Genomic DNA, 24,625 nt, shown 5'->3' on the forward strand with positions numbered 1-24,625 from the left:
TTTTTGGAATATGCGACAGGCATAGAGTGGCTTGCATGCGGCACAGCAGATTTCTGCCGGCCCCCGACTAGCCAACTAGAGGACACCTCATGCCTGCCCTTGCCCCCGCTGCCCTTGTTGCCCATCCCACACAACGTCCGAACAACCTGCGCGCCGTGCTCGAAAGCAGTTCCGAAGAGCTGTTGGAACGCGCTCGCAGTCGCGGTCAGGACGCTGCCACGCCATACGCTGGCAGCCTCTACCCCCCCGAGGCCTGGGCGCTGGTGCAGGCCGGTGCGGTCACATTGGTGGATGTGCGCACTGCCGAGGAACTGAAGTTCGTCGGCCATGTGCCAGATAGCCTGCATGTGGCCTGGCAAACCGGTCCGGCGATGATCAAGAACCCGCGCTTCTTGCGTGAGCTGGAGAACAAGGCTGGTCGCGATGCCGTGCTGGTCCTCCTGTGCCGCAGCGGCAAGCGCTCCGCGGCAGCCGCCGAGGCGGCGACCAAGGCCGGCTTTTCCCAGGTGTTCAATGTTCTGGAAGGCTTCGAAGGCGATCTCGATGCCCAGCAGCAGCGGGGCGAGCAGGGCGGTTGGAAGCTTTGGGGTCTACCCTGGGTACAGGACTGATCGACATATTTGCGGATCATTTATGGTCATACGATTAACCCCCCATGCAAGCGGTTTGCGCTGGAAACAAGCGGGCCGCTCAGCGTTGCCATAGCCAACGGTTGCCGTGAGTACGCAGTGCCAGGCTCGGATGCCAGGACGTGCTGCCGAAGATGGGCGCCATAGCCGGATGAAAGTGATGAGTGATGGGAAGCCAGGTGGCGAACGCAATCCGATCAATTGGCAGCTTGGCCAGATCGTCGAGGGATTGCGCAGTGCCCGCAGCGAGTGGCGGCAGAAGACTGGGCGCTCACGGGAGCTGGGTGGCCGCGAGCTGCCATCGCGCAGCTCGATCGAGGTGATCGTCGAACAACTGGCCAGTGCACTGTTCCCGATGCGCCTGGGGCCGAACGATCTGCGCGAGGAAAGCGAAGATTTCTATGTTGGCCATACCCTGGACGCCGCCTTCAATGCGTTGCTGGTTCAGGCCCGCCTGGAGCTGCGTTACGTGGCCCGGCAACGGGGCGAGACCGAGGCGGATATCCAGGGGCGGGCGGTGCAGATCGTTCAGGCCTTTGCCCAGGAACTGCCAGCCCTGCGCCAGTTGCTCGATACCGATGTGCTGGCGGCCTATCACGGTGACCCGGCGGCGCGCAGTGTTGATGAGGTATTGCTGTGCTATCCCGGTGTCGTGGCGATCATTCATCACCGTTTGGCCCACCATCTGTACAACGCCGGATTGCCGCTGGTGGCGCGGATCATCGCGGAGCTGGCGCATTCGGCCACCGGGATCGACATCCATCCGGGCGCACAAATCGGCAAGAGTTTCTTCATCGATCACGGCACCGGTGTGGTGATCGGTGAAACAGCGGTAATCGGCGATCACGTGCGCATCTACCAGGCGGTGACGCTCGGTGCGAAACGCTTCACCTCCGATGAAACCGGCCAGTTGCACAAGGGCCAGGTTCGTCACCCGATCGTTGAAGACGACGTGGTGATCTACGCCGGGGCCACCATCCTCGGGCGCATCACCATCGGTAAAGGGTCCACCATCGGTGGAAACGTCTGGCTGACCCGCAGCGTGCCTGCGGGAAGCAATGTCAGCCAGGCCACCCTGCAACACCAGCCAGGCAACGCCGGGTAATCGTTCTGATGAACCTGGCGGCCCGGTAGTAACCGGCTCTACGAAAACAACCAGCGTGTCGATCTGGCAGATGCCTGGAGACCCGAACACATAGTGTCCGGGGCTCTACGGTGTGGCCGCTCGTACCCGTCTGGCCTGAAACTTTATCTTGGGGATCGATTAATGGCTGACAATCAGGACGCTCGTCTGGCGCTTGGCGACAATGCCGCCCGCCAACTGGCCAACGCGACAAAAACCGTACCGCAACTTTCCACCATCACCCCGCGTTGGCTGGTCCATCTGCTGCAATGGACGCCGGTAGAAGCAGGTATCTTCCGTCTCAACAAGGTGAAAAACCCGCTCAATGTGCAGGTCGCGTGTTCGCAGCGCGACGAGGCCGTACTGCCACAGACCTTCGTCGATTACGAAGAACACCCGCGGGAATACTTCCTCAACGCGGTCAGCACCATCCTCGACGTGCACACCCGCGTTTCCGACCTCTACAGCAGCCCGCACGACCAGATCCGTGAGCAACTGCGCCTGACTATCGAGACCATCAAGGAACGTCAGGAAAACGAGCTGATCAACAACCCCGAATACGGCCTGCTGGCCAGCGTCGATTCGACCCAGCGCATTTCCACGCTCACCGGCGCGCCGACCCCGGACGACCTCGATGAGCTGATCACCAAGGTCTGGAAGGAGCCAGCCTTCTTCCTCGCCCACCCGCTGGCCATCGCCGCCTTCGGCCGCGAGTGCACCCGTCGTGGCGTGCCGCCGCCCACCATCAGCCTGTTCGGCTCGCAGTTCCTCACCTGGCGCGGCCTGCCGCTGATCCCGTCGGACAAACTGCCAATCGACGAAGACGGCAAGACCAAGATCCTCCTGCTGCGCGTGGGCGACAAGCGCCAGGGCGTGATCGGCCTGTACCAGCCGGGCGTGGCTGGCGAGCAGAGCCCGGGCTTGTCGGTCCGCTTCATGGGTATCAACCGCAATGCCATCGCCTCCTACCTGATCTCGCTGTACTGCTCGCTGGCGGTACTGACCGAAGACGCCCTGGCAGTGCTCGATGACGTGGAGGTCGGCAAGTACCATGACTATCCAGACACTTACAAGTAATCCGCAGGCAAGTGACCCGCAGGGATTGCCGGGCGCTGGAACGCCGTCCGCAGGGTCGCCGGCCGGATTGCCTGATGTCGGCGCGCTCGCGCAACTGGCCAACCAGTTGTTCGCCAGCCTGCCGGGTGGAGGCCCTGAGCGCTTTCCGGTTTCGGCACCCGCTGTTGCCACGCCGACCCTGACCGCCCATGAGGCGCCACTGACGGCAACACCGCCAGCCGGCACCCTGGATGGTCTGGACCTCGGCTCGCCCCAGGCCTACACCGCGGCGATCCCGCAGGTGTATCCCGGTGCGGCCACCTTGGCGCCAGCGGGCGGCGGGGCACCTGCCTCTTCTCCGTACTACTACGTGGACGACAGCTTCGCGCCCAGTTCCACGAGCACTGCAGCGCCGCAGGTGGATGGCGAGCCGGCTCGTGCCCGGGAAAATCGCGTGGATGCCCAGCCTTATGGCTTGCCGGGAGGCGATGAGCTGGGGGCGATCGTGCAATCGATCATCAGCCGCTCTTCGGCACCTGCGCCGGCAGCGCAGAGTGGGCAGGGCAGCGGTCACTTTTACTTTCTCGAGCACAATGCGGCGCCGCGCCTGGAGAAGGCCCCCGAGCCAGGTGGGCAGAGCCAGGCGCAAAGCGGCTTCGATGTACAGGCGGTGCGTCGGGATTTCCCGATTCTCGCCGAGCGCGTCAATGGCAAGCCGCTGGTGTGGTTCGACAACGCGGCTACCACGCAGAAACCGAAGGCGGTGATCGAGCGCCTGAGCTACTTCTACGAGCATGAGAACTCCAACATCCACCGCGCCGCGCATGAACTGGCGGCACGGGCGACCGATGCCTACGAAGGGGCGCGCAGCAAAGCCGCACGCTTCCTCGGGGCACGCTCGGTGGATGAGATCATTTTCGTGCGTGGTGCAACCGAAGGTATCAACCTGGTGGCCAACACCTTCGGCCGCAAGTACATCGGCGCTGGCGACGAGATCATCGTTTCGCAGCTGGAGCATCACGCCAATATCGTGCCGTGGCAGCAGTTGGCTGCTGAAGTCGGCGCGAAGATCCGCGTGATTCCGGTGGACGATACCGGGCAGATCATTCTGGAGGAGTACGCCAAGCTACTCTGCTCGCGCACCAAGCTGGTGTCCATCACCCAGGTTTCCAATGCCCTGGGCACCGTAACCCCGGTCAACGAGGTCATCGCCCTGGCGCATGCGGTGGGTGCACGGGTGCTGGTGGACGGTGCGCAATCGGTGTCGCACATGCGCGTCAATGTGCAGGCGCTGGATGCGGACTTCTTCGTGTTCTCCGGGCACAAGGTGTTCGGCCCGACCGGAATCGGCGTGGTCTACGGCAAGAAGGACCTGCTCGACACGCTGCCGCCCTGGCAGGGTGGTGGCAACATGATTGCCGATGTCACCTTCGAGAAGACGGTCTACCAACCTGCTCCGGCGCGTTTCGAGGCCGGGACCGGCAACATTGCCGACGCGGTGGGATTGGGTGCGGCGCTGGACTATGTCGAGCGTATCGGCCTGGAAAACATCTACCGCTACGAGCATGACCTGCTGGTATATGCCACCCGTGGGCTGCAGGGCATCCCCGGCCTGCGCCTGATTGGCACGGCTGCACACAAGGCCAGCGTGCTGTCCTTTGTGCTGGCTGGCTATCGTACCGAGGAAGTCGGCGCGGCCCTCAACCGCGAGGGTATCGCCGTACGCTCTGGCCACCACTGCGCGCAGCCGATTCTGCGGCGCTTTGGCGTCGAAGCCACGGTGCGGCCATCGCTGGCGTTCTACAACACGGTAGCGGAAGTCGATCTGCTGGTAAGTACCGTGCAGCGGCTCGCCCAGCGACGCTAAGACGGCCATGAACAAGGCCCCTGTTCTGCGAGGAGCAGGGGCTTTGTTTTGTGCGTGGTTTTCTAGCCTGGAGTGAGCGCCAGCCTCATGTTCTGCACCTGAAGCTCAGCGCCATCACGAAGCGGCTCCGGCGCGCCGACGATGACGAAGCCAGCGTTGCGGTAGAGATACAAGGCCGGCGTGTCCGCGCAGGTGACGCCAAGGCTCAGCCAGGCTGACGACCTCTGTCGGGCCCAGTGGATGGCCGCGTCCAGGAGCATTCGGCCAATGCCCTGGCCGCGATGCTCGGGTGCGACCCACATCTGGAACAGGTTGACGTTTGTCGGGTTGGCTGCCTCCACTTTGGCCCATGTCAGGCCGGCGGGCTCACCGTTGGATAGCGCAATAAGCGGGAGGTCTTGCCCCGACGTGCTGGCTATCGTGAGCCGTTCTGCCCACTGCTCGTCGGTGCGCAAAGCCTCTACGGCGAATGTGCTGCCAAACGCATCAGGGCTCTCGACAAGGGCGCGCAGACGCAGCGTCTTGTAGAGGGGCCATTCGGAGGCCTCGAAGGGACGAACGATAGGCATGTGGTGATTACCGTGGGGTAGCTATTCGATCAGCCGTGCAGCTGGCAATTCAGAGCGTTGAACGACAAGCGCGCGTTTCAATGCTTATCCCTGCGGACCAATTATGCGTTTCCGGGTGAGTAGCGCCATTTCGGGGTGAGCAGAACCACCACGAATGAACCTATGGCAAGCACCACGGCGACATAGATGAAGACCGGTTCCGCGGCGATGCGCTGTGGGTAAATGGAGTGGGCCGCGCCAAGTCCCACGAGATTACCTCCTGCTACCAGTACTGCGGCAGCGTAATCATGGAAGCGGCGGGCCTTGTTGGCGCTGTAGGACCATTTGGGGTCCGTGTTATAGCTGGGTAAATGTTCATTGGCATCACCCAGTCGCTCCAATGTGGAGAGAAACGTCCGCAAGTTGGTAATCGCGCGCTCTGCTTTGTAATTCAGGAAGGCGAAGCAGATGGCCGCAACAGGAAAGCCCAGGATCAACCATTCGATAGGCGCTGGATGTTCCGATGTTGACGGGCGCAACGCTACAAGCGCGGCAAGCAGGCTGACGATTAGCGTTACATACAGCGCCAGGGCGTGTTGCCGCTGGGCCACGCGGGCATTTACCTCTTGGTATGCAGCAATGAAGCGGTAGTTGGCATCGACTGTCGGGATAGGCATCAGGTATTCGCTTCGAAAGGGGCAGGTGCTATGGCTGCAAGGCCTGCAGACGGCTTGGTGATACGGCGATGGCCCAGCTCGTCACATGGTGCGGGCATCCCTGCCCATCGACAACACGATTGGCAGGCAGGGAACTCGGTGTGCAGGTACTTATTGCTGACGCTTGTCGAGTTGGTGTTCCCAGGCATTGAGAACCTTGACGCGTGCCTTGGAGAAATCGGCCCAGCAGTTTACTTGCAGGTCTGCTGGGTTCGAGTCCTCGGCGTTGAATGCAGAGTAGAAGTTGCAGGAGTCTCCAGCGAACTGCTGCCAGCTTGCCTGGGCAGTTTCCAGTGCCGAGGCTGACTCGGGAGCATGGACTTTCACTTTGCTCAGGAGAACAGAGTAGGCCGACTGGACCTCATTTTCGTTCTGGCGATCGAGGCAGGCGCGCACCTCGGCCATGTTGGCGGCGCCGCTCTCGCAATCTTCGGCCAGCCCCTGCGGGCTCCAGAGCAGCAGAAGGAAAAGGGGGAAAAGATGTCTAGGCATGGGCGTGTCGATTGATCGAGTGGGGGGCGTCTGGAGCAAACCGTACGAGGAGGTCGCGGCAACTAGTTGAATGTAAGCGGATATCCTAATTCAAACCGTGTGGGGCGCAACCGTCCTCATGAGCATAAGCCTCTGGGGTATTGGCAAGCTGTGCAATCAAGGTTGTTTAGCGCGGCTCGGAGAGTTCGATGCTTTGCCCGTCTCCCAGGCTGTCATGTACCCAGACGGTTGCTGGTACGGCGTAGCTCCAACCCCCTGCTTTCCACCAACACTCGGCGAACCAGGCTTTCAGAATGTTCGCGATCAGATCGGTGCCGGCGAACTCAGGATCAGAGAAGTAGTGCTCGTCGAACGCGTCCATCCGTACTAGGCCTGTTGAAATTTCCAGTGAGCGACCAGGGAAGATGGACTGATCCGCCGGGTCTACCTTGTTGTTTTCACCTTGGAAGTACACCCATATGCTGGGCCTTCGCTGCCCTTCCTCCTCAAGGAATATCTGGACCTGAGCCGCATTGATAGTGGATGGAACTGGGCGCGTAATGAGTTCGCGCAGTTGCTGGATCAGATGCGCCGAGGCCCGACCCAGGCAACGCTGATAGCGTTGCCGGAACTGTTCCTGGCTAAGCCCAAAGGGAATTCTGGAGGGCAACATTCGTGTACCTGATTTTCGATTCGGGGTAGATGGACGCGTTCGAGATTAACGGTGCGCAAAAGTAGGGGCAATTGCCGCATTCCCGGTTTGCCGGCAGTGCCTGGTATCCGGTAAATTTGCCAACCCGCAGTCTTCGGCATCCTGCATGCCGCCTCCATCTCAAGGCCATCCTCGTGTCCGCCAGCTCCGCAGTGCCCAGCACGTCCGTTTATCGTCAGCCCGGTTTCCTGGCTTTTCTTGTCAGCCGCGTATTGGCCATGTTTGCCGTACAGATTCTGGCCGTGGTGGTGGCCTGGCAGGTGTATGACATGACGCGCGATGCGCTGTCGCTGGCCTATGTTGGCCTGGCGCAGTTCATCCCGATGTTGCTGTTGCTGATGCCGGCCGGTGACCTGATCGATCGCTACGACCGCAAGCGAATTCTGGCGTTGAGCTGGCTGCTGGAGGCGTTTTGCGCCGCCGCATTGCTGTGGCTGTCGTTGACCCACGGGCCGGTGACGGCCATCTACGGTGTGCTGGTGCTCTACGGTTGTGGGCGTGCATTCACCGGGCCGGCCTTGTCCAGCCTGTTGCCGCAGATCGTCCCCCGCGAGCAGTTGGCGGCTGCCATTGCGGCCAACAGTATGATCGTACGGGCCTCGACCATTGCCGGGCCGGTGCTTGGCGGTGGCCTTTATGCGCTGGGCGGCGGTGGGCTGACCTATGCGGTATGCCTGTTCTGCTTCCTTGCCGGTGTGCTGATGCTGCCGCTGGTGCCGGTGCGCTATGCCGAGAAGATGCAGGCGCTGGAGGCCACTGCCTGGAAGCGCTTTACCGCAGGCATTCACTTCATTCGCAGCCGGCCGATCATTCTCGGCACCATTTCCCTGGATCTGTTCGCCGTATTGCTGGGCGGTGTGGTGGCGCTGTTGCCGATCTACGCGCAGGAAGTGCTCGAAGTGGGGCCTGCCGGTCTGGGCCTGTTGCGCAGTGCGATGGCCATCGGTGAGGTCGGCGTCGGCCTTTACCTGAGCCTGCGCCCGTTCAACCGCAATGTCGGCATGGTGATGTTCATTGCTGTGGCGATCTTCGGCGTGGCCAATCTGGTGTTTGCCCTGTCGACGCTGTTCTGGGTGTCGTTCGCGGCGCTGTTGGTAGCGGGTGGGGCCGATATGGTGAGCATGTACATTCGCTCGTCGCTGGTGCAGTTCTCCACCCCGGACGCCATGCGGGGCCGGGTGAATGCGGTGAACATGCTGTTCATCGGCTCCTCCAACGAATTGGGTGAGTTCCGCGCTGGCACCAGCGCCGCCTGGCTCGGCGCCGTGCCGGCGGCAGTGCTGGGCAGCCTGTGCACCCTGGGTGTGGTAGGCGGTTGGATGTGGGGCTTCAAGAGCCTGCGTCGGGTCAGCCGTTTCGAAGAGGCGTCACCCGCCAAGGACGCTTGATCGGGCCGTCCTCAGGGCGAGGCATTGCTCTCCAGTGCGCATGACGCACTTTGCGGGCGTCACTCAGAAGGGCGCATCGCCCAGAATGGTCGCGCGGTGCATCACGCGCCGCGCGGGGCGGTAGTCGTCCACCGCATAGTGCTGAGTGATGCGGTTATCCCAGAACGCCACGTCGTTTTCTTGCCAGCGCCAGCGAATGGTGAACTCGGGGCGGGTGGCGTGGGCGAACAGGAAGCGCAGCAGCGCATCGCTTTCCGCCGGTTGCAGTTCGTTGATGCGGCTGGTGAACCCCTCGTTGACGAACAATCCCTTACGCCCAGTGATCGGGTGGGTACGCACCACCGGGTGCGACAGGGGCGGATTCTTGCGCTGCACCTCGTGGTAACGCGCCAGGTCTGCTTCGGTATTGCCGAAGCGTTCCAGTGGAAAGGAACGGGTGAAGTCGTGGGTCGCGGTCAGGCCGTCGAGCAATGTTTGCAGCGGCTTGGAGAGCGCTTCGTAAGCTGCACTGCTGCTGGCCCACAGGGTGTCGCCACCATAGGCGGGCAATTGCTTGGCGGCCAGCACAGCGCCGAGCGCCGGGGTCGGCAGGAACGTCACGTCGGTGTGCCAGATGGCGTTATCGGCGACATCGGTAACGGCGGTATCGAGTACCAGCACTTCAGGCTGCTCGGGTACGTTGGGGTAGATCGGGTGGATATGCAGGTCGCCGAAGTGAGCGGCGAATGCGGCCTGCTGCTGCGGGTTAATCGGCTGGGCGCGAAAGAACAGCACCTGATGGGCGAGCAGGGCCTGGTCGATGGCCTGCTGGTCGGCATCGGACAGCGGCTGGCGCAGGTCGATGCCGCCGATCAGGGCACCAATGGACGGGCTCAAGGGTGTGATGTGCAGGCTCATGGCAGAGGTCTCGCGAAGACGTTAAGGAGCCAGGGCTGGGCGTGTCCCACTAGGCGTGCCCCGCTAGGTGCGCCTCAGGCTCCTACAGGTTATGGCTCAGTGGCTTTGCCCGTTCCAGGGCACCAGTTTGCGTTGCAGGGCGCGCAGGCTCAGTTCCAGCGCCACGGCGATCAGAGCAATCACCAGGATGCCGAGGATCACCACATCGGTGACCAGAAACTGCGCGGCCGACTGCACCATGAAACCGAGGCCGCTGGTGGCGGCGATCAGTTCGGCGGCGACCAGGGTCGACCAGCCGACGCCCAGGCCGATGCGCACGCCTGTGAGGATGTCGGGCAGGGCACTGGGCAGAATCACATGGCGAATCAGTTGGCTCGGGGTGGCGCCAAGCGACTGCGCTGCCCGCAGTTTGGTCGGGTCGACATTGCGCACCCCGGTCGCCGTGGCGATGACGATAGGGGCGAAGATCGCCAGGTAGATCAGCAGCACTTTGGACAACTCGCCAATGCCGCACCAGATGACGATCAGCGGCAGGTAGGCGAGTGGCGGGATCGGCCGGTAGAACTCGATCAGCGGATCGAAGATGCCGCGGGCGATGCGGTTGCGGCCGATGGCGATGCCCAGCGGAATGGCGGTCAATACCGCCGCCACCAGGCCCAGGCCGATGCGCTCCAGGCTGGCGCCGAGATGCTGCCACAGGCTGCTGCCCATGTAGCCTTCGGTCAGCAGTTGCCAGCCACGTGTGGCCACGGCTTGCGGGCTGGGCAGGAACAGCGCTTCGATCAGGCCAGCAGTGGTCACCGCCCACCAGATGAACAGCAGGCTGCCGATGGTCAGGCTGCTGATCAGGGTCAGGCTCACCTCGCGCTTGGCTTTGCGCGGCGCGTTGGTTTGGGGTGCCGGTTGTGCCAAGGGAATTTCCAGGCTGCTCATGCGCGTCTCCTCTGGCGTTCGGCAAAGACTTCCGCCAGGACATGCTCGCGGGTTTCGATGAAGCGAGGGTCGGACTTGATCGCTCGGGCGCTTTCGCCGGCGGCATAGCGGCGGCCGAAGTCCAGGTGCAGGCGCTCGCTGATGCGTCCCGGATTGGGCGAAAGCAGCACCAGGTCTGTGGCGAGAAAGACCGCTTCCTCGATGTCATGGGTGATCAGGAATACCGGCTTGTCCGTGCGTTGCCACACTTGCAGCAACAGTTCCTGCATTTGCTCGCGGGTGAAGGTGTCGAGTGCGCCAAAGGGTTCGTCCATCAGCAGCACGCGCGGGTCGGCGGCCAGTGCGCGGGCCAGGCCGACACGCTGTTTCTGTCCGCCAGACAATTCCCATATACGGCGTTTTTCGAAGCCGGCCAGGTCGACCAGACTCAGCAGCTCGCGGGCACGGGCCTCACGTTTGCCGCGCTCCACGCCAGCCAGTTGCAGGCCGAAGGCGACGTTGTCGAGCACGTTCTGCCAGGGCAGCAGGGCATCATCCTGGAACACCACGCCGCGCTCGGCGCTGGGGCCGCTTACGGGGTGGCGGTCAAGGGTGATGCTGCCAGCGCTGGGAGCGACGAAGCCGGCGATGAGGTTGAGCAGGGTGGTCTTGCCGCTGCCGGAAGGGCCAAGGGCCACCAGCAGTTGCTGTGGCCCAAGGCTCAGGGATATGTCGGTCAGTACCGGCTCGGCCGTGCCGGGGTACTGTGCGCTGATGCGCTCCAGTTCTAATAAGGCCATGTCGCTCTCTGCTGATTGCCTGTGCGCGTCTGTTTGCGGCGCGGTTCAGGTGGTGACGAGATCGGGCGTCCTTGCCCGCCCTCGAACCTCACCTGCGAGCAGGTGAGGGCCCGATGCTCGATCAGTTGGTGATGTACTGGTTGCTGACGTAGCTGGTGTAGTCCGGCAGCACGCTATCAACCTTGCCCTGCTCCTTGAGGAAGGTGGCGGTGTCGGTGATGGCCTGGGTCGTCGGTGCGCCGAGGGCGGTGACCTGATCGGCGGCCAGCGGGAAAACGTTTCCTTGCAGCAGCAGGGGAATGTCTTCGGCCTTGGCGCCTGACAGTTTGGCTACCTTGGCGATGTTGTCCTGATTCGCCAGCCAGGCTTGCGGATCCTTGCGGTAGTCGGCGTAGGCATCCAGGGTGACCTTGGCGAAGGCACGTACGGCTTCCGGGTGCTTCTGCGCGAAGTCCTTGCGCACGATCCAGGCGTCGAAGGTCGGGGCGCCAAGTTTGCCCAGCTCACCGGAGGTGATCAGCACCTTGCCGTTTTCCTTGGCGACGCCAAGGGCTGGGTCCCACACGTAAGTGGCGTCGATATCGCCACGCTTCCAGGCGGCGATGATGGCTGGCGGTGCGAGGTTGAGAATCTGTACGTTGGTTGGGTCGATATTCCAGTGCTTGAGCGCGGCGAGCAGGCTGTAGTGGCCGGTGGAGACGAAGGGCACGGCGACTTTCTTGCCGATCAGGTCTTCGGGTTTGCTGATACCGCTGCCGTACCGGGCGACCAATGCTTCGGCGGCGCCGATCTGGGTGGCAATCAGGAAGGTTTGCACAGGCAGTTGCCGGGTGGCAGCAGCGGCCAGCGGGCTGGAACCTACGTAGCCGATCTGTACATCGCCGGAGGCCACGGCGGTGATGACTTCGGCACCACCGTCGAATTTGCGCCAGTCGATCTTGGCGTTGCTGGCTTTCTCATAGGCGCCATCGGCCTGGGCTACTTTCGCCGGATCCACGGTGGTTTGGTAAGCAACAGTGAAGTCGGCAGCCTGCGCGGTCAACGCCAGACTACCGAGGGTCAAGGCGGCAAGCAGGCGACGCGCAAAAAGGGTGTGGATCATGGCAGTGCTCCAGGCGGGCGATGGCCATCCAAGGTGGCCGGATCACGGGTCGTAATGAGTGGATGACACGCTCCGGTTGTCCGGTGGGGAGAAGCTAAACGATCTAAAAAACAAAAAATAAATACTTTTTGGGAATTAGCTTAGGCGTGGCGGGAAGATCTGCGAGATAGAGCGGCCAGTGAGTTCTTCATCATGCCGCGACACTCAATAACTCGACTGTAGAGTTTGCCGTGTGTACCGGCTCTGAGGTTGCCCATGGGTCGATATCCTATGCAGGCACTTGCCTCATCTACGGGCACGCAGCCACAAAAAAGCCCTTGTCGGTAAGGGCAAGGGCTTTGGTGTACATCCTGTGGCTTCAGGCTTCGGCGCTGGCCTCGGCTTGCTCGATCAGCAGCTTACGCGTGGTTTTCAGCAGGCGGTCGGACAGGGCCGGGTCGCTGACGCTGCGGGACAGGAGCAGGGCGCCGACCATGGCCGAGAACATCAGTACGGCCTGCTCGTCGGCATGCTCGTCTTCCGGCAGGGCAGCTTCGATCATGGCCAGCCTGTTGTTGACCATCGAATCGGTGATTTCGCTGGGCTGGCCCCGTTGCCCCAGCTCGGCGCACAGGGTGGTCAGTGGGCAGCCGGTACCCGGGTCGGCACGGTGTGCCGAGGACAGGTAGTACTTGATGAAGGCCGGCAACGACTGCGACTGAATCGCGAGTGATGTATTCAGGCGCTCCACGGCATGGCCCAGCGCCTTTTCCACCAACTCGTCCTTGGACTTGAAGTGGGCATAGAAACCACCATGGGTCAGCCCCAGGGTTTTCATCAGCGGCTGCAGACCCGTCGCCCCGACGCCATCCTGGCGAAACAGGCGTGCTGCCTCCTCGATGATGCGTTGATGGGTCTTGGCTTTGTGGTCTTCCGAGTAGCGCATGGCTGAGCTCCTTCGAGAAAGTTGGAATGCTGGCCGTCATCTTACCTGCTTATGGGCTGAGACTCGCCTGCTCTGTGAAAGTGCCGGGCTGCTTCTTGCGGGCAAGCACCAGGGTGCACAGGGCGGGCAGGAACAACAGGGTGAGCACGGTCCCCACCAGCACGCCGCCGATCAGTACGTAGGCCAGCGATGACCAGAACACCGAGAAGGTCAGCGGGATGAACGCCAGGGCTGCGGCCATCGCGGTGAGGATCACCGGGCGGGCACGGCGCACGGTGGCTTCGATGATCGCTTCGCGTATCGGCATGCCGTGGTCCTGGTTCTGGTGGATCTGGTCGGTAAAGATCAGTGTGTTGCGCATCAGGATGCCGCCAATGCCGATCAGCGCGAGGATGGCGTTGAAGCCGAACGGCTGGTTGAACAGCAGCAGGGTCGGCACCGCGCCGATCAGGCCAAGCGGCGCCGTGGCGAAGACCATGAACATCACACCGAACGAGCGTACCTGGAACATGATCACCACCAGCATCAGCAGGATCATGATCGGGAACAGCACAGCGAGTGCCTTGTTGGCCTTGCCGCTTTCTTCCACCGGGCCGCCGATGGCGAGGTGATAACCAGCCGGCAGCGCGGCGATCAGCGGTTGCAGGTCGGCATAGGCGGACAGTTCGGCGTCCGGCGGCTGGGTCCCATCGACGATATCGGCACGTACCTCGAAGGTGATTTCGCGGTTGCGGCGCTTGAGGATGGGGTCCTCCATCACCGGCAGGAAGTGTCCCACCTGTTGCAGCGGCACGGACAGGCCGGCGGCGTTGGTGATGGTCAGGTCATCGATGCTGCCCAGCTGTTCACGCTGCACGCCAAGGGCGCGGACCATCACCGAGACGCTGCGGGTGCCTTCGCGAACCTGAGTGATCGGGTTGCCGCTGAGCAGGGCGTTGACCTGGGATTTCACTTCGGCCGGGGTAAAGCCGAGCAGACGCAGGCGATCCTGATCGAGTACCAGGCGGTAGCCGCTGCTGCGTTCGCCCCAGTCGATGAACGTGTCGCGGGTGAGTGGGTTGGCATCGACGACGGTACGTACGTCTGCGGCGATGGTGCGTAGCACGTCGACATCCGGACCCGAGAGGCGGAACACCACCGGGAAGGGCACGGGCGGGCCGAATAGCAGTTGGGTTACCCGTACCCGCGCGGCAGGAAATTCACCGGCGGCGATGCGCTCACGCATGCGCAACTTGAGGGCTTCACGGTCTTTTGCACTATCGGTCTGGATCACCAGCTTGGCAAATGCCGGGTCGGGCAGCTCGGGGTTGAGCGAGAGGAAGAAACGCGGCGGGCCACCACCGATATAGGCATCCACCACCTTTGCCTGCTGTTCCTGCTGCAGCGCGTGCTCCAGTTGTTCGACCACCGCTTCGGTGGCCTTGAAGGCACTGCCGGGCGGCATGTAGACCTCGAGCATCAGCTCGGAGCGATCGGAGTTGGGGAAGAACTGCTTCTTCACCACGCCCATGCCGAGGATGCACAGCACGAAGGCGCCGATCACGAGGCCGGTAACCAGGTAGCGATGACGCACGCAGGCTTCAACTATCCGCCGCAGCCGCGCATAGCCGGCGCTGGCGTAGATCGCGTCATGCCCGCCAGCGACCGGTTTGATCGCTGGCAGCAGCTTCACCCCCAGGTAGGGCGTGAACACCACGGCCACCAGCCAGGAGGCGATCAGGGCGAAGCCGACGATCCAGAAGATATTGCCGGCGTACTCGCCGGCGCCGGATTTGGCGAACCCCACCGGCAGGAAGCCGATGATGGTCACCAGGGTGCCGGTGAGCATCGGCGCGGCGGTCGAGTTCCAGGCATAGGTGGCGGCGGAAATGCGGTCGAGGCCTTCCTCCAGTTTCACCACCATCATCTCGATGGCGATGATGGCGTCGTCCACCAGCAGGCCAAGGGACAGGATCAGCGCGCCGAGGGTGATGCGGTCGAATTCGCGGCCGCTCATCAGCATGATCACGAAGACGATCGACAGGGTCAGCGGCACGGCTGCAGCGACCACCACGCCGACGCGAAAGCCCAGGGCCAGCAGGCTGATGAACATGACCACGGCCAGGGCGACGAAGAACTTGATCATGAACTCGTTCACCGCCAGGCGAATCTTGCTGGCCTGATCGGCAACTTTATCGAGGGTCACGCCCAGTGGCAGCTGGGCGTGGATGCGGGCCTCCTCGTCCTGGAGTGCCTTGTCGAGGTCGAGGCCGTTGAAGTGTTTCTCCATGATCACGCCGAGCATCAGTGCTGGCGTGCCCTGGTGGCGGATACGGTAGGTGGGCGGGTCTTCGTAGCCGCGACGCACGCTGGCGACATCGGCGATGCGCAGGACTTTGCCGTTGGCCGCCACGGGGACGTTCTCGATCTGTTCGAGGCTGTCGAAGGCACCGTCGAGACGGATGTAGGCGCGTGGTCCGCTGGTTTCGACAAAGCCGGACGGCGCGACACTGTTTTGCTTGGCCAGCGCGTCGAAGATCTGTTCGGGCTTGATGCCCAGGGTGGCCAGGCGTTCATAGGAAAACTCGACGAACACGCGCTGGGCTTGTTCACCGAGGATGTTGACCTTCTTCACGCCGGGCAGACGCAGGAAGCCCTGGCGCAGGTCTTCGGCCATGTTCACCAATTGCCGGTGCGGCAGTTGTTCAGCCTCCAGTGCATAGAGGGCGAAGTACACATCGGAGTATTCATCGTTGAAGAAGGGGCCGGCCACGCCTTGGGGCAGCCGGCTGGCTTCATCGCTGAGTTTCTTGCGGGTCTGGTAGAACACGTCCTGGATGGCACTGGGTGGGGTGGAGTCGAGAAACAACACCTTCATCGAGACGAAGCCTGGCTGGGCAATGGTCTCGACGCGGTCGTAGTAGTCGAGTTCCTGCAGGCGTTTTTCCAGGCGATCGGCCACCTGCTCCTGCATTTCCCTGGCCGTGGCACCGGGCCAGGCGGCGGTCACGGTCATGACCTTGACGGTGAAAGATGGATCTTCGGCGCGTCCCAGCTTGCCGAAAGCGAAGATGCCCGAGGCCAGCACGGCGATGATCAGGAACAGCGTGACGGCTGGGTTGCGTACCGCGATTTCGGAGAGATTGAGGCCGCGCATGTCAGGGTTTTCCTTGCGCAGCGTTGGCCAGGGCAAGTGCCTGGCCTGGCTGCAGTCGAACCGGGTCGCCTTCATGCAGCAGGTGCGCGCCAAGGGCGACGACGCGCTGGCCGCTGCTCACGCCAGCGCTGAGCAGGGCATGCTCCTGTTCCAGTCGCACCACCTGCACGGGCTTGAAGCGGACATGCTCCTCGTCGTCGATCAACCAGACACCGCTTCCCTGGCCAGCGTCGTACAGCGCGCCGAGCGGCACGCGGACCTGCTGCGCGGCAGCATCGCTGGCCAGGCGCAGGGTAATGGTCGAGCCGATGGGGAAGGGCTCGCTGGCGCCGTCGAGAATGTAGCGGGCACGGAAGGTGCGAGTGGCTGGGTCGGCTGCTGCGGATAGTTCGCGCAGTCGGGCGGGAACGCTGACCGCAGGTGAGCTGAACAACGCTGCCTGGGCAGGATTGCTGGCCAGTTTGCGCTGGGTTTCAGGGATGTCGATCACTGCCTCGCGGGCGCCGTCATGGGCAAGTCGGGCAACCACCTGGCCTTCACCCACGACCTGGCCGCGGTCAACACGTACCTCGGTAACCACACCATCGGCATCGGCCTTGAGAACCGAATAACTGCGCCGGTTTTTCACCTGGTTGGCATCGGAACTGGCAGCTGCCAGGTCGGCCTCGGCAATGCGCCGCCGGGTCGCTGACTGGTCGAAGATCTGTTTCGAGATGGCACCGCTACTGACCAGGCGCTGATAGCGCTGGGCATCATCCCGGGCCTGATTCAACTCGGCCCGAGCGGCCTGTACGCGGTTGTTCGCCGCACGCAGGGCCAGCTCGAAATCTTCGATATCCAGAACCAGCAGGGTATCACCGCGTGCCACCCGCATGCCGGGGTCGACCTTGCGTTCGATCACTTTGCCAGCAACGCGAAAACCCAGGTTGCTCTCGGTTCGCGCAGCCACCACGCCGGTGTACACCGCCGCGTGTTGTGCGGCGGGTTCCACCTGGGCCGCGAGCACCAGTCGCGGCGATGTTGTCGTCGTGTTCGCGGCGCTGTCGGCCTTGCTATTACAACCGGCAAGGGCGAGCAGGGCGATCATCGGCAGCAACACGGCAAGGCGGTGCGGATGGCTGTTCATCAACGACGGCTGGCTGTTCATTTGTCGACCGCTTCCAACAGCGTGGCAACGCCCTGGCCACCGGCAATGCATTGGGTGGCAATGGCATAGCGACCACCGGTGCGTTTGAGCAATGACGCGGCCTTGCCGGTAATGCGTGCGCCTGTTGCACCCAGCGGGTGACCCAAGGCAAGCGCGCCACCGTCGAGGTTGACCTTGGCCATGTCCAGGCCCAGTTCGCGTACGCAGGCAATCGACTGGCTAGCGAAAGCCTCGTTGATTTCCACCAGGTCGATGTCGCCGATGTTCAGGCCGGCACGTTCCAGCACCTTGCGGGTGGCGACCACTGGCCCCATGCCCATGATGTCTGGTGCACAACCCCCGACTGCGACGGCCTTGATTCGCGCGAAGATTTCCAGGTTGCGACTGCGGGCAAATTCTTCGGTGCACACCAGCACCGCAGCGCTGCCGTCGGTCAGCGGCGAGGAGGTTGCAGCGGTCACGCTGCCGCCGAATGCAGGCTTGAGTCCTGCCAGGGCTTCGGCATTGGTACCGGGACGGATACAGCCGTCTTCTTCGACACGGCCATCCGGAGTTTCGATGGTGATGATTTCGTCGACGAACAGCCCTTGTTCACGCGCGCGGGCGGCCTTGGCATGGGATTCAACCGCCATGGCTTCCTGTTCTTCCCGGCTGACCGAGAAGCGCTTGGCCACTTCTTCCGCGGTATGCCCCATGGCCATGTAGACCTGCGCAAAGGTGCTCATCAGGCTCGGGTTGGGCGAGATATTGAAACCGCCCATGGGCACGCGGGTCATGGATTCTATACCTGCACAGATGAAGGCCTCGCCGGCCCCGAGCATGATCTGCCCGGCAGCGAAATGCACCGCCGTCATCGATGACCCACAGAAGCGGTTGACCGTGGCGCCCCCCAGGGTTTCCGGAAAGCCGGCACGGAAACTGGCAATGCGGGCGATGTTCATACCTTGTTCGGCTTCGGGATAGGCGCAGCCCATGATCACGTCTTCTATCTCGGCGGGATCGAGGTCCAGCTTTCCGACCAGCCCTTTCAAAACCTGAGCGGCGAGGTCGTCAGGGCGAATATTGATCAGTGCCCCTTTCTTGGCGAACTGGAAAGGCGAGCGGGCAAATCCGGCTATCACAATAGAGGTCATGGCGATTAATCCTTCAGGTGACGAGGGCAGGACGGGTCCTGTCGGTTAAAATGATATGTGTAATTTAAATGATCGTATAGATGTTGGTTGTAATTTAACTGAATAAGAATGTGCTGATGCGCGCCATCATGGATGGCGCGCGTTCTCTCACTGGCGCATGTCAAGAATCAGGCATGTGGTGGAGCCCACGGCGTACAGACGGTCATCAACGTCATAAATGCGGCCTTCGGCCAGTGCCGTACTGCGGCCCAGATGGACGATGCGTCCTTCGGCACGAATCGGGCCGACCTTGGCGTGCAAGGCGCGTACATAACTGATGCGCAGGTCCGTGGTCGTGTAGCCCTGGCCCGGTTTGAGCAGCGTGTGCACGGCGCAACCCATGCAGGAGTCCAGCAGCGTGGCGGCGTAGCCACCATGCACGCTGCCCAGCGGATTGTAGTGGCGGGTGTCGGGTGTGCCCTGGAAGGTGAATGTGCCAGGTGTCCATTCGATGGGCACGAAGTCGAGCAGCTCGCCAATGGGCGGGCAAGGCAGCTGACCACTGCCGATCCCGTCGAAGAATTCCTGCGGGGACAGCGCGCTGACCTCGGCCAGGGTCAAGGTACCGGGAGCAGCAAGCGTGCTGCGGCGGGCCTTTTCTGCAGCGATCCAGGCGTTGAGTTTTTCTTCTCGGTTAATGCTTGTCATCAGGGTGTCCTTGTACGGTGGTGAATTCGTTTGATTATGATCGTAATTCAATTATATATTACGGTTGAAATGTTAAGTCCAGCCCTGATTGAACGGAGCCGCTCATGCCTGTTTATCCAGCCCCATCCAGAAGCTTGCTGCTGCTTCTGGTCGTTCTCACGGCGCTAGGTGAAATCTCGACGCAATTGATCATTCCCAGCCTGGGGGCCATCGAAGCCGCTTTTGTAGCGGCCCCTGGCAGCAGCTTGATAGCCCTGTCGGCATTCGTGGCGGCATTTGGTTTGGGGCAGCTGGTGCTGGGGCCGCTGTCAGACCGTATCGGTCGGCGTCCGGTGTTGATTGCAGGCTTGCTGACTTATCTATTAGCCACCGTGTGGATGCTGTTTGCCCACAGCATGAATGAGTTCATCGCAGCTCGCGTTCTGCAGGGGCTTGGCGCCTGTGCGGCACTTGTGCTGGCGCGGGCCATCGTGCGGGATGTCTGGCAGGCCCAAGCGGCTCCCGCGTTGGCACTGACGGTGATCGGCATGCTGTTCGCCATCGCCATCTCGCCCGTGATAGGTGGCTTGCTCACTGCATATGGCGGGTGGCAGGCGCCGGTCATGACAGCGCTCTTTATCGGGACGGGCGCGTTGGTGGTGGTTTGCATCCTTTATAAGGAAAGCAATCGCCAACTCGATCCTCAGGCAGGGCAACTGAAACACCTGGCGGGCAGTTACATCGACCTGCTTCGGTCGCGCTCGAGCAGGGCTTTCGCTGCGGCGCTATTGCTGACCTATGGGGCGATGTTCACGATCATCTCGGGATCCTCTTTCACCTATATGCAGCTGCTGCATCTGAGCGCGATGGAATACGGGGCTACCTTCGGCCTGATCGTTTCCGGCCTGATCGCCGGGGCGGTATTTACCCGACGCAATATCATCAAACTGGGACCGGAGCGGATCGTTGGGATCGGTGTGATCTTCGTGGCCACTGGCGGGCTGCTGACGCTAGCTATCTACAAGGTGTTCGGCCTGTCGATTATTGGTCTGTCCCTGCCGCAGGTTCTGGTTACGCTAGGTGGCGGGATGGTGCTACCCGCTTCGGTAGCGGGAGCGGTAATGCCCAACGCCTACCGCGCGGGACTCGCTGCGGGCCTGATGGGGTTTGCGCAAATGCTCGGGGCTACCTGCGCTGGCCTGCTGCTGAGCATGCAGCAGGACGGTTCGGCATGGCCTATGGTGCTACTGCATGTGATTTTTGCCCTGTCTGCTTTCACGGCCTTTCATTTATTGCGTCGCGCGGGTGCTGCCGTGGCACCTGTTGTCGCCAAGCTTCCCTGAATGAGGAGGGATTAGATGAGTGCTTATGACGTTGTGATCATCGGTGGTGGCCCGGGCGGCTATAACGCTGCCATTCGCGCTGGTCAGCTAGGACTCAAGGTCGCATGTGTCGAAGGGCGAGAAACGCTCGGTGGCACCTGCCTCAATGTTGGCTGTATGCCTTCCAAGGCGCTGCTACATGCTTCGGAGTTATACGAAGCGGCGGCAGGCAAGGAATTTGCGGATCTTGGGATCGAGGTCAAGCCATCACTCAACCTTGCGCAGATGATGAAGCAGAAGGATGAAAGCGTTGCCTCCCTTACCAAGGGCATCGAGTTCCTGTTCCGCAAGAACAAGGTTGACTGGATCAAGGGCTGGGGTCGCATTGATGGTCTGGGGCGTGTTGTGGTGACGGCGGCTGATGGGGCTGTTGTCGAGCTGCAGGCCAAGGACATTGTTATCGCAACCGGATCACAGCCCACCTCGTTACCAGGGGTGACCATCGATAACCAGCGCATTATCGATTCGACTGGGGCGCTCTCATTGCCGGAGGTCCCCCGTCATCTGGTGGTTATTGGAGCCGGCGTCATTGGTCTGGAGTTGGGCTCGGTATGGCGGCGTTTGGGTAGCCAGGTCACGGTCGTCGAATACCTGGATCGCATTTGCCCGGGCCTGGATCAGGAAACCGGCAAGGCGCTACAGCGTTCACTCTCCAAGCAAGGTGTGACATTCAAGCTCGGGAGCAAGGTTTCAGGCGCTGCAGTTGGTGAGGACGGAGTGGAGCTTTCCATCGAGCCCGCTGGTGGCGGCGCAGTGGAATCGCTTCAGGCTGACTACGTCCTGGTAGCGATCGGTCGGCGCCCTTATATAGAAGGGCTCGGATTGGAAAGCGTTGGGCTTGAGCCGAATGCCAGAGGCGTTCTGGAAAACCATCGCTCGCGCAGCGCGGCTGATGGAGTCTGGATCATTGGTGATGTGACCTCAGGGCCGATGCTTGCCCATAAGGCGGAAGAGGAGGCGATTGCTTGTATAGAGCGAATCGCGGGCAAAGGGGTGGAGGTCAATTACGATGTGATCCCTAGCGTCATCTATACCAAGCCTGAGGTGGCCTGCGTGGGTAAGGGTGAAGAGCAGCTCAAAGCTGAAGGACGCTCTTATAAAGTCGGCAAGTTCCCGTTTACGGCGAACAGTCGAGCCAAGATCAATCATGAGACGGATGGGTTCGTTAAGGTCCTGGCAGACGAACGCACCGATGAAATCCTGGGCGTTCACATGATCGGGCCTAGCGTGAGCGAGATGATTGGCGAGTATTGCGTGGCGATGGAGTTTGCTGCGTCTTCTGCGGACGTTGCCCTCATCTGCCACCCGCACCCTACTCGCTCAGAGGCATTGCGCCAGGCTGCCATGGCTGTGGAAGGGTGGACTATGCAGGCTTGATGAAGGTTTTCTGACTGATATGGCAAAAACCTGTCATTTAAGGGTTGACGTTAAATTTTGGTCCCCTATAATGCGCACCACTTCCGGTGCAGCCGGATCGAAAAACTCCTTGATAAACAAGAAGTTAGACGAAAATAAAGGTTGCAACGGTGGCGGATTCAAGTAGAATGCGCCGGGCTGACAGGGTGGTGGTTTAGACCTGTCAGCGCTTCAGTCGGAAGCGACTGAAGATGCTGGAAAGGAGGTGTTGACAGCGGTTTGTAACGCTGTAGAATGCGCCTCCCGCTGACGAGAGGCTCTGCTGATCCGAAGCGCAAGTGGTTGAGAAGAAACGAAAAATTCTTCAAAAACAGCTTGACAGATTGAAAGGCTGCTGTAGAATGCGCGGCCTCGGTTGAGACGAAAGGCTTGATCGAAACGCTCTTTAACAACTTGAATCAAGCAATTCGTGTGGGTGCTTGTGATGTAAGACTGATAGTCAAATGATTGTCAGCAACACAAGTAACACTCGTGAATTCGAGAGTTTATTTGCGATTGCTGAGCCAAGTTTAGGGTTTTCTCAAAACCCAAGCAGTATTGAACTGAAGAGTTTGATCATGGCTCAGATTGAACGCTGGCGGCAGGCCTAACACATGCAAGTCGAGCGGATGAAGAGAGCTTGCTCTCTGATTTAGCGGCGGACGGGTGAGTAATGCCTAGGAATCTGCCTGGTAGTGGGGGATAACGTTCCGAAAGGAACGCTAATACCGCATACGTCCTACGGGAGAAAGCAGGGGACCTTCGGGCCTTGCGCTATCAGATGAGCCTAGGTCGGATTAGCTAGTTGGTGGGGTAAAGGCTCACCAAGGCGACGATCCGTAACTGGTCTGAGAGGATGATCAGTCACACTGGAACTGAGACACGGTCCAGACTCCTACGGGAGGCAGCAGTGGGGAATATTGGACAATGGGCGAAAGCCTGATCCAGCCATGCCGCGTGTGTGAAGAAGGTCTTCGGATTGTAAAGCACTTTAAGTTGGGAGGAAGGGTTGTAACCTAATACGTTGCAATTTTGACGTTACCGACAGAATAAGCACCGGCTAACTTCGTGCCAGCAGCCGCGGTAATACGAAGGGTGCAAGCGTTAATCGGAATTACTGGGCGTAAAGCGCGCGTAGGTGGTTCAGCAAGTTGAATGTGAAAGCCCTGGGCTCAACCTGGGAACTGCATCCAAAACTACTGAGCTAGAGTACGGTAGAGGGTAGTGGAATTTCCTGTGTAGCGGTGAAATGCGTAGATATAGGAAGGAACACCAGTGGCGAAGGCGACTACCTGGACTGATACTGACACTGAGGTGCGAAAGCGTGGGGAGCAAACAGGATTAGATACCCTGGTAGTCCACGCCGTAAACGATGTCGACTAGCCGTTGGGATCCTTGAGATCTTAGTGGCGCAGCTAACGCATTAAGTCGACCGCCTGGGGAGTACGGCCGCAAGGTTAAAACTCAAATGAATTGACGGGGGCCCGCACAAGCGGTGGAGCATGTGGTTTAATTCGAAGCAACGCGAAGAACCTTACCTGGCCTTGACATGCTGAGAACTTTCTAGAGATAGATTGGTGCCTTCGGGAACTCAGACACAGGTGCTGCATGGCTGTCGTCAGCTCGTGTCGTGAGATGTTGGGTTAAGTCCCGTAACGAGCGCAACCCTTGTCCTTAGTTACCAGCACGTTATGGTGGGCACTCTAAGGAGACTGCCGGTGACAAACCGGAGGAAGGTGGGGATGACGTCAAGTCATCATGGCCCTTACGGCCAGGGCTACACACGTGCTACAATGGTCGGTACAAAGGGTTGCCAAGCCGCGAGGTGGAGCTAATCCCATAAAACCGATCGTAGTCCGGATCGCAGTCTGCAACTCGACTGCGTGAAGTCGGAATCGCTAGTAATCGTGAATCAGAATGTCACGGTGAATACGTTCCCGGGCCTTGTACACACCGCCCGTCACACCATGGGAGTGGGTTGCTCCAGAAGTAGCTAGTCTAACCGCAAGGGGGACGGTTACCACGGAGTGATTCATGACTGGGGTGAAGTCGTAACAAGGTAGCCGTAGGGGAACCTGCGGCTGGATCACCTCCTTAATCGACGACATCAGCTTTATCATAAGCTCCCACACGAATTGCTTGATTCACTTGCGAAAAGCGATTGGGTTTACACCCGAGAGTTAGACGATTGGGTCTGTAGCTCAGTTGGTTAGAGCGCACCCCTGATAAGGGTGAGGTCGGCAGTTCGAATCTGCCCAGACCCACCAATTGTCAAGGGATGTGGCCAAGTCCGTAAATGGGGCCATAGCTCAGCTGGGAGAGCGCCTGCTTTGCACGCAGGAGGTCAGGAGTTCGATCCTCCTTGGCTCCACCATTAACTCGATAATCGTTGAAAGCTCAGAACTGAGCATCTGCCCGTAGGGGTTGGGGTGTTGAGTTCTGGTCTTTGCGCCAGAACTGTTCTTTAAAAATTTGGGTATGTGATAGAAGTAGACTGGATAATTACTTTCACTGGTAGTTATTCAAGTCAAGGTAAAATTTGCGTGTTCTCTATATTGCAAATTTTCGGCGAATGTCGTCTTCACGTTTGAGACAGTAACCAGATTGCTTGGGGTTATAT

The 24,625-nt window shown here is 60.8% G+C and carries 20 protein-coding genes, 2 tRNA genes and 1 rRNA gene; 10 read left to right on the top strand and 13 right to left on the bottom strand.

What is annotated here, in order from left to right; all coding sequences use genetic code 11:
• Positions 1-89 precede the first annotated feature (89 nt).
• The 4 genes from ACWPW0_RS08725 (at position 90) to ACWPW0_RS08740 (ending at position 4,675) form a co-directional block, all read left to right on the top strand.
• Complete coding sequence (locus ACWPW0_RS08725; protein ID WP_447590908.1) at positions 90-611, top strand: rhodanese-like domain-containing protein; 522 nt, start codon at positions 90-92, stop codon at positions 609-611.
• Between the two features lie 178 nt (positions 612-789).
• The gene (gene epsC, locus ACWPW0_RS08730; RefSeq protein ID WP_447590909.1) at positions 790-1,734 is read left to right on the top strand and encodes a serine O-acetyltransferase EpsC; all 945 of its coding nucleotides are present in this window, start codon (positions 790-792) and stop codon (positions 1,732-1,734) included.
• A 162-nt stretch (positions 1,735-1,896) separates the two neighbouring features.
• Positions 1,897-2,829 (top strand): family 2A encapsulin nanocompartment shell protein, encoded by a 933-nt coding sequence (locus ACWPW0_RS08735; RefSeq protein ID WP_447590910.1) that lies wholly within the window; start codon positions 1,897-1,899, stop codon positions 2,827-2,829.
• On the top strand, positions 2,804-4,675 hold the full coding sequence (locus ACWPW0_RS08740; RefSeq protein ID WP_454255075.1) for a family 2A encapsulin nanocompartment cargo protein cysteine desulfurase: 1,872 nt from the start codon (positions 2,804-2,806) through the stop codon (positions 4,673-4,675). Before ACWPW0_RS08735 ends, ACWPW0_RS08740 begins: the two co-directional genes overlap by 26 nt.
• A 62-nt stretch (positions 4,676-4,737) precedes the next feature.
• Here the strand turns inward: ACWPW0_RS08740 and ACWPW0_RS08745 are convergent, their stop codons facing one another.
• From ACWPW0_RS08745 to ACWPW0_RS08760, 4 genes are all read right to left on the bottom strand, one after another.
• A complete protein-coding gene (locus ACWPW0_RS08745) occupies positions 4,738-5,244 on the bottom strand; it encodes a GNAT family N-acetyltransferase (protein WP_454255076.1) in 507 nt (168 codons plus the stop codon).
• Positions 5,245-5,345: 101 nt separating this feature from the next.
• Positions 5,346-5,900, bottom strand: a complete 555-nt coding sequence (locus ACWPW0_RS08750; protein ID WP_447590913.1) for a hypothetical protein — start codon at positions 5,898-5,900, stop codon at positions 5,346-5,348.
• Between the two features lie 150 nt (positions 5,901-6,050).
• Positions 6,051-6,431, bottom strand: coding sequence for a lysozyme inhibitor LprI family protein (locus tag ACWPW0_RS08755; protein ID WP_454255077.1), 381 nt, complete (start codon positions 6,429-6,431; stop codon positions 6,051-6,053).
• A gap of 166 nt (positions 6,432-6,597) precedes the next feature.
• Positions 6,598-7,083 carry a hypothetical protein gene (locus ACWPW0_RS08760; RefSeq protein WP_454255078.1) on the bottom strand — a complete coding sequence of 162 codons (486 nt, stop codon included), beginning with the start codon at positions 7,081-7,083 and terminating at the stop codon, positions 6,598-6,600.
• Positions 7,084-7,256: 173 nt separating this feature from the next.
• Here ACWPW0_RS08760 and ACWPW0_RS08765 point away from each other — a divergent pair, with 173 nt between their 5' ends.
• Complete coding sequence (locus ACWPW0_RS08765) at positions 7,257-8,510, top strand: MFS transporter (RefSeq protein ID WP_447590916.1); 1,254 nt, start codon at positions 7,257-7,259, stop codon at positions 8,508-8,510.
• A 63-nt stretch (positions 8,511-8,573) separates the two neighbouring features.
• On the opposite strand, the gene tauD is transcribed toward ACWPW0_RS08765, so the two are convergent.
• The 9 genes from tauD to ACWPW0_RS08810 form a co-directional block, all read right to left on the bottom strand.
• The gene (tauD, locus tag ACWPW0_RS08770; RefSeq protein WP_454255079.1) at positions 8,574-9,407 is read right to left on the bottom strand and encodes a taurine dioxygenase; all 834 of its coding nucleotides are present in this window, start codon (positions 9,405-9,407) and stop codon (positions 8,574-8,576) included.
• Between the two features lie 96 nt (positions 9,408-9,503).
• Complete coding sequence (tauC, locus tag ACWPW0_RS08775) at positions 9,504-10,340, bottom strand: taurine ABC transporter permease TauC (RefSeq protein WP_447590918.1); 837 nt, start codon at positions 10,338-10,340, stop codon at positions 9,504-9,506.
• Positions 10,337-11,119, bottom strand: a complete 783-nt coding sequence (gene tauB / locus ACWPW0_RS08780) for a taurine ABC transporter ATP-binding subunit (protein WP_454255080.1) — start codon at positions 11,117-11,119, stop codon at positions 10,337-10,339. Before tauB ends, tauC begins: the two co-directional genes overlap by 4 nt.
• A gap of 121 nt (positions 11,120-11,240) precedes the next feature.
• Entirely contained in the window at positions 11,241-12,221 is a 981-nt protein-coding gene (gene tauA, locus ACWPW0_RS08785) for a taurine ABC transporter substrate-binding protein (RefSeq protein ID WP_454255081.1), read from the bottom strand.
• A 358-nt stretch (positions 12,222-12,579) separates the two neighbouring features.
• Positions 12,580-13,146 (bottom strand): TetR/AcrR family transcriptional regulator, encoded by a 567-nt coding sequence (locus tag ACWPW0_RS08790; protein WP_454255082.1) that lies wholly within the window; start codon positions 13,144-13,146, stop codon positions 12,580-12,582.
• A gap of 49 nt (positions 13,147-13,195) precedes the next feature.
• Positions 13,196-16,282: an efflux RND transporter permease subunit gene (locus tag ACWPW0_RS08795; RefSeq protein WP_454255083.1), complete on the bottom strand. Its 3,087-nt coding sequence runs from the start codon at positions 16,280-16,282 to the stop codon at positions 13,196-13,198.
• Between the two features lies 1 nt (position 16,283).
• Positions 16,284-17,408, bottom strand: coding sequence for an efflux RND transporter periplasmic adaptor subunit (locus ACWPW0_RS08800; protein WP_454256715.1), 1,125 nt, complete (start codon positions 17,406-17,408; stop codon positions 16,284-16,286).
• 17 nt (positions 17,409-17,425) lie between these two features.
• A complete protein-coding gene (locus tag ACWPW0_RS08805; protein WP_454255084.1) occupies positions 17,426-18,562 on the bottom strand; it encodes a thiolase family protein in 1,137 nt (378 codons plus the stop codon).
• Between the two features lie 147 nt (positions 18,563-18,709).
• Positions 18,710-19,249, bottom strand: coding sequence for a PaaI family thioesterase (locus ACWPW0_RS08810; protein ID WP_454255085.1), 540 nt, complete (start codon positions 19,247-19,249; stop codon positions 18,710-18,712).
• A 104-nt stretch (positions 19,250-19,353) separates the two neighbouring features.
• On the opposite strand from ACWPW0_RS08810, the gene ACWPW0_RS08815 reads away from it, so the two are divergent.
• The 5 genes from ACWPW0_RS08815 (at position 19,354) to ACWPW0_RS08835 (ending at position 24,379) form a co-directional block, all read left to right on the top strand.
• Entirely contained in the window at positions 19,354-20,571 is a 1,218-nt protein-coding gene (locus tag ACWPW0_RS08815; protein ID WP_454255086.1) for an MFS transporter, read from the top strand.
• A 15-nt stretch (positions 20,572-20,586) separates the two neighbouring features.
• Positions 20,587-21,987, top strand: a complete 1,401-nt coding sequence (lpdA, locus tag ACWPW0_RS08820; RefSeq protein ID WP_454255087.1) for a dihydrolipoyl dehydrogenase — start codon at positions 20,587-20,589, stop codon at positions 21,985-21,987.
• 578 nt (positions 21,988-22,565) lie between these two features.
• Positions 22,566-24,102: ribosomal RNA gene (locus tag ACWPW0_RS08825) — 16S ribosomal RNA — on the top strand.
• A 93-nt stretch (positions 24,103-24,195) separates the two neighbouring features.
• Positions 24,196-24,272 (top strand) — tRNA-Ile (locus ACWPW0_RS08830).
• A gap of 31 nt (positions 24,273-24,303) precedes the next feature.
• A tRNA-Ala gene (locus ACWPW0_RS08835) sits at positions 24,304-24,379 on the top strand.
• The last annotated feature ends 246 nt before the right edge of the window (positions 24,380-24,625 follow it).

The organism is Pseudomonas sp. Marseille-Q8238, assembly GCF_965111915.1.

Coding starts and splice junctions, on each gene's coding strand:
- tauA (WP_454255081.1), bottom strand. CDS start 12,221: ATGATCCACACCCTTTTTGCGCGTCGCCTGCTTGCCGCCTTGACCCTC.
- ACWPW0_RS08755 (WP_454255077.1), bottom strand. CDS start 6,431: ATGCCTAGACATCTTTTCCCCCTTTTCCTTCTGCTGCTCTGGAGCCCG.
- tauC (WP_447590918.1), bottom strand. CDS start 10,340: ATGAGCAGCCTGGAAATTCCCTTGGCACAACCGGCACCCCAAACCAAC.
- tauD (WP_454255079.1), bottom strand. CDS start 9,407: ATGAGCCTGCACATCACACCCTTGAGCCCGTCCATTGGTGCCCTGATC.
- lpdA (WP_454255087.1), top strand. CDS start 20,587: ATGAGTGCTTATGACGTTGTGATCATCGGTGGTGGCCCGGGCGGCTAT.
- ACWPW0_RS08735 (WP_447590910.1), top strand. CDS start 1,897: ATGGCTGACAATCAGGACGCTCGTCTGGCGCTTGGCGACAATGCCGCC.
- ACWPW0_RS08795 (WP_454255083.1), bottom strand. CDS start 16,282: ATGCGCGGCCTCAATCTCTCCGAAATCGCGGTACGCAACCCAGCCGTC.
- ACWPW0_RS08790 (WP_454255082.1), bottom strand. CDS start 13,146: ATGCGCTACTCGGAAGACCACAAAGCCAAGACCCATCAACGCATCATC.
- ACWPW0_RS08815 (WP_454255086.1), top strand. CDS start 19,354: ATGCCTGTTTATCCAGCCCCATCCAGAAGCTTGCTGCTGCTTCTGGTC.
- ACWPW0_RS08805 (WP_454255084.1), bottom strand. CDS start 18,562: ATGACCTCTATTGTGATAGCCGGATTTGCCCGCTCGCCTTTCCAGTTC.
- ACWPW0_RS08745 (WP_454255076.1), bottom strand. CDS start 5,244: ATGCCTATCGTTCGTCCCTTCGAGGCCTCCGAATGGCCCCTCTACAAG.
- ACWPW0_RS08810 (WP_454255085.1), bottom strand. CDS start 19,249: ATGACAAGCATTAACCGAGAAGAAAAACTCAACGCCTGGATCGCTGCA.
- ACWPW0_RS08800 (WP_454256715.1), bottom strand. CDS start 17,408: ATGAACAGCCATCCGCACCGCCTTGCCGTGTTGCTGCCGATGATCGCC.
- ACWPW0_RS08760 (WP_454255078.1), bottom strand. CDS start 7,083: ATGTTGCCCTCCAGAATTCCCTTTGGGCTTAGCCAGGAACAGTTCCGG.
- ACWPW0_RS08740 (WP_454255075.1), top strand. CDS start 2,804: ATGACTATCCAGACACTTACAAGTAATCCGCAGGCAAGTGACCCGCAG.
- ACWPW0_RS08725 (WP_447590908.1), top strand. CDS start 90: ATGCCTGCCCTTGCCCCCGCTGCCCTTGTTGCCCATCCCACACAACGT.
- ACWPW0_RS08750 (WP_447590913.1), bottom strand. CDS start 5,900: ATGCCTATCCCGACAGTCGATGCCAACTACCGCTTCATTGCTGCATAC.
- epsC (WP_447590909.1), top strand. CDS start 790: ATGAGTGATGGGAAGCCAGGTGGCGAACGCAATCCGATCAATTGGCAG.
- tauB (WP_454255080.1), bottom strand. CDS start 11,119: ATGGCCTTATTAGAACTGGAGCGCATCAGCGCACAGTACCCCGGCACG.